Genomic DNA, 3,478 nt, shown 5'->3' with positions numbered 1-3,478 from the left:
GTCTGCTTCATCAGGGCCGTCGCCACGTTTTCATAACCCGGGATAATGGCCTGGATGGCGTTGGGCATGTTCCAGTTGATGTTCTTGAACCACTTGGGGCCGAACGGCATTTTCATCGGCATGCCGGGGTTGCCCAACGGACTCACCTTGAGCACGGACAGATCCTTGCGGACGAGTTGCAGGCCGTAGAAGGTGAAGAAAATCTGGGTTTCATAGCCCAGCGCGGCCGCCGTCGAAGCCAGGATGAACGGGGGGTAAGCCCAGTCCAGCGTGCCCTTGGTGGCGATAATGGCCATTTTTTTGGTATCCATGCTCAAGTCTCTCCTCTGCCGGTTAAAAAAACAGCGCCGCAGGTTCCTGGCTGTGTGCTCCCGGAACGGACGGCGCTGGTTTGGTTTTTTGTATTTATTTTTTCTTCATGAAGAAGGTGAATTCGCCGCCCGCTTCGGCGGTGGACAGCAGTTCATTGCCGGTCTGCTTGGCGAAAGCGGCGAAGTCCTTGACCGAACCCGGGTCGGTGGACAGGATTTTCAGTACTTGTCCGCTTCCGACATCAGCCAGGGCCTTCTTGGCGCGCAGAATGGGCAGGGGACAGTTCAGGCCGCGGGCATCGAGTTCTTTATCGAAATTCATTTGGTTCTCCTTACATTAAATAATTATGTACTAAAAAACGCTGCGGTACCTTAAACCAGAAATTTTTCCATTGCAACCGAAATTGCAGCGCTGCCGGAAAATCTGGCTACGCCTTCAAATCGTCTTGAACCGTGGCTTCAGCGCGGCCGGCTGAGGGCATTGCCGGAGCGTGCCCACGCCATGATGCCACCAGCCAGGTTGTGCATGTTGCCGTAGCCCTGGGAAGCCATGAACGCACACGCCTGGGCCGATCGCGCACCGGAGCGGCAGTAGATCACCACGGGTCTGTCCTGGGGAACATCGGCCGCGCGCAGCGGCAGCAGGTGCAGCGGAATGTGGATGGCGCCATCGATCACGCCCTGCGCCACTTCGGCCTCGGTGCGCACATCGATCAGATGCGCGCCCTGGGCTGTGATTTCCGCGACGTAGCCGGGATCGACTTCCTTGAAACCTGACAGTCCGAACATAGATGTCACACTCCTGAAATGGAGAAATTAGAATTCTCTAATATATCCTAAAGAAAGCGGCACGCCAAGCACCCGCCCGCGATGGGAACGATGCCGCTGCCCGCCCGAGTCTTTCACACCAGGCGGGCGTCTGCGGCGTTTCCGGCTTGCTCAACAGCGCTGGGCGCCGTGATACAGATTGACCACGTGGCGCGCCTCGGCGAAAAACAGCCAGCGCTCGACCGCGGCGCCGGCGATACCCGCCAGGGCCGCGACGATGACGGCGGTTTGTCCGCCATGCTGGTTGAAGACCCATACCAGCATCAGACCGGGCAAGGCGAAGCCCAGCACGAAAACCACGGCCTTGAGCAGGCCGGCTTTCTGCCGCGCGATCTGGAAGCCGAATTCCTGGGTCAGGAAGGTGCCATGGGTATGGCCGGTGTCGAGCAGCTTGACCTTGGCACGGGTCAGACCGGTGGCGGTATTGATGGTGGGCGTCAAGCCCGGGCTGCGAATCCAGAAATAATAGATCGCCTTCAGCACTGCGGCGATCGAGATGATCAGCGCCGACATCGCAATGTAGGGCGTGGTATCGAGGCCGGCATAGACCGCACCCAGCAGCAGCAGCAGACTGCCGCTGGCATAGCCCAGCGCCAGATAGTTGGCGGGCACCAGCGGGGTGTTCCACTGGCGGATGGTTTTCAGGCAGGCGTAGATCATGCCGGTGGAAAACACCGTGATCCAGGCCAGCACGGCGGTCAGAAAACCGAAGGTTTCACGCAGCCACAGCGGTGCGTCGAACCAGATGCAGGCGAGGTAGATCAGCGCCAGCGGCATGAATACCACGGCAAACACGCCTTCACGCGACAGCCACGAGGTACGGAAGCGGCTGAACGCGCGCCAGGCGTTTTTCGGATTGGCGAGGTGGAAGGTGGACGACAGCAGGCCGAACACGATCAGGCTCATCGCGACGAGTCCGCCGATGACCAGCTGTTCGCGGCTGAAGCTGCCGCCGAGCTTGAACGTGTCGGCGATGAACAGCAGCGAAATCAGGCCGAAGCCGGCGCCCGATGCGACGGTGAAGAAGATGACTGAGAAAGCGGGATGCATGGATACTCCTGGCGCAAATTAAAGGCTACGCGGCTTAGCGGCGCACCAGCTTGTTGGCGAACTGCTTGATGCTTTCCTTGAGGCCGCCTTTGGGCTGGGTGTCGACCGGAATCACCGGCTTGCGGCGCGGCGGCAGGTAGGTGTTGGTCGGGTTGTAGTTGAGCTCGGGCATCAGCGGGAAGCCGCCGCGCTCGCGCACGGTGCGCGACACCGCCGAATCGGGATCGTCGAAATCGCCGAACATGCGGGCGTGCGCCGGGCAGGTCAGCACGCACGAAGGCTGGCGCTCCTCGACCGGCAGTTCCTGGTCGTAGATGCGGTCGACGCACAGGGTACATTTCTTCATCGTGCCGCTGGAGCGGTCGAGCTCGCGCGCGCCGTAGGGGCAGGCCCACGAGCAGTAGTTGCAGCCCATGCACTTGTCCTGGTCGATCAGCACGATGCCGTCTTCGGCACGCTTGTACGAAGCGCCGGTCGGGCACACGGTGACGCAGTCGGCGTCCTCGCAGTGCATGCATGACATCGGGAAGTTGACCGTCTTGTTGTTCGGATACTCGTCCATCTCGTAATGGCGAATCCGGTTGAACCACACGCCCGACGGCTCGGCGCCGTAGGGCTGGTAGTCGGACAACGGGCCGATGGTGCCGGAGGCGTTCCATTCCTTGCAGGCGATGGCGCAGGCATGGCAGCCCACGCACACGTCGAGGTCGATGACCAATCCAAGTCTCATGTTGTGCTCGCTTTATATTTACGGATGCTGCTTAGTTCTGCTGCTCAGTTCTTCTCATGGCTGCGGGCGTCGTAGCGCAGCACCTCGGGACGATCGTAGTTGTCGCCCGGCAGTTTCTTCAGCGCATCGAACTGCGGCCATGAGCCGGCCTCGCCCGGTGCGGCCTTCCATATCTTCACGCGCAGGTCGAACCACGCCGCCTGTCCGGTCACCGGGTCGGAGTTGGTGACACGGCGCTCGCCGGCCTTTTCCGGCAGCAGCTCTGAAATCAGGTGATTGAGCAGGAAGCCATTGGTCGCTTCCGACGCGTTTTCTTTCAGGCCCCAGGCGCCCTTCTGCTTGCCGATCGCGTTCCAGGTCCAGATGGTGTTTTCCTGGGTGCCTTCCATGGTCTTGACCTGGCAGCGGATCTTGCCGTTGTGCGATTCGACCCAGATCCAGTCGAAGTCCTTGATGCCCATTTCCGCCGCCTTGCGCGCGTTCATGTACATGAAGTTTTGCGCCATGATCTGGCGCAGCCACACGTTCTGCGAATCCCACGAGTGGTACATGAACATCG

At 60.5% G+C, this 3,478-nt stretch carries 6 protein-coding genes; all 6 read right to left on the bottom strand.

All coding sequences use genetic code 11. The annotated features are described in order from the left end of the window. Nucleotides 1–311 (bottom strand): DsrE/DsrF/DrsH-like family protein (locus Q0L94_RS14795; RefSeq protein WP_296754660.1); only part of this gene is annotated, 311 nt, incomplete at its 3' end. A gap of 94 nt (nucleotides 312–405) precedes the next feature. After that, nucleotides 406–633 (bottom strand): sulfurtransferase TusA family protein, encoded by a 228-nt coding sequence (locus tag Q0L94_RS14790; RefSeq protein WP_018077734.1) that lies wholly within the window; start codon nucleotides 631–633, stop codon nucleotides 406–408. A gap of 137 nt (nucleotides 634–770) precedes the next feature. Beyond that, complete coding sequence (locus tag Q0L94_RS14785; RefSeq protein ID WP_296754656.1) at nucleotides 771–1,100, bottom strand: rhodanese-like domain-containing protein; 330 nt, start codon at nucleotides 1,098–1,100, stop codon at nucleotides 771–773. 150 nt (nucleotides 1,101–1,250) lie between these two features. Continuing rightward, entirely contained in the window at nucleotides 1,251–2,189 is a 939-nt protein-coding gene (locus Q0L94_RS14780) for a DmsC/YnfH family molybdoenzyme membrane anchor subunit (protein WP_296754654.1), read from the bottom strand. A gap of 34 nt (nucleotides 2,190–2,223) precedes the next feature. After that, nucleotides 2,224–2,919 carry a 4Fe-4S dicluster domain-containing protein gene (locus Q0L94_RS14775; protein WP_296754652.1) on the bottom strand — a complete coding sequence of 232 codons (696 nt, stop codon included), beginning with the start codon at nucleotides 2,917–2,919 and terminating at the stop codon, nucleotides 2,224–2,226. Between the two features lie 44 nt (nucleotides 2,920–2,963). After that, on the bottom strand, nucleotides 2,964–3,478 hold a 515-nt coding region (locus Q0L94_RS14770), incomplete at its 5' end, for a molybdopterin dinucleotide binding domain-containing protein (protein ID WP_296754649.1).

It is taken from the genome of Thiobacillus sp., from assembly GCF_024708915.1.
The sequence above is the reverse complement of the archived record's forward strand: the minus strand, read 5'-3'. Positions and strand labels throughout refer to the sequence as shown.